At 70.2% G+C, this 520-nt stretch carries 1 protein-coding gene; it reads left to right on the top strand.

Annotated elements, in window-relative coordinates; all coding sequences use genetic code 11:
- Positions 1-21 precede the first annotated feature (21 nt).
- Positions 22-520 (top strand): YbdK family carboxylate-amine ligase (locus JCM19049_RS17315; protein ID WP_306420841.1); only part of this gene is annotated, 499 nt, incomplete at its 3' end.

Here is a 520-nt window from a genome sequence, read left to right as displayed (position 1 = left end):
GCCGCGAACGTGGGCGGGCAGGTGGTGGCGCTGCCGTTGCCGCCGCAGCGCCTGGTCTCCCACCTGGTGCCCAAGCCCCGCTTCCGCAAGATGGAGGAATTGTTCGGCATCACCGCCGATGAGCAGCTGACCAACGGTTTCCACGTGCATGTGGAGATCGATTCGCCCGAGGAGGCCGTGGCGGTGGTGGACCGGATCCGCATCTGGCTGCCCACCCTGCTGGCGCTGAGCGCGAACTCCCCGTTCTGGGCGGGCCAGGACTCGGGGTACGGCTCCTACCGCTACCAGGTGTGGTCGCGCTGGCCCACCTCCGGGCCCAGCGAGGTGTTCGGCTCCGTGCAGGGCTATGAACGCCACCAGCGGGCGCTGCTGAGTACCGGGGTGCCGCTGGATGCCGGGATGCTGTACTTCGACGTGCGGGTGTGCGAGCACCAGCCCACCGTGGAGGTGCGCATCACCGACGTCTGCCTTGACCCGGCCCACGCGGCGGTGATCGCCGCCCTGGTGCGCGCCCTGGTGG

Source organism: Arthrobacter sp. JCM 19049 (genome assembly GCF_001310435.1).
This window is presented reverse-complemented; position numbering and strand designations above follow the sequence as displayed.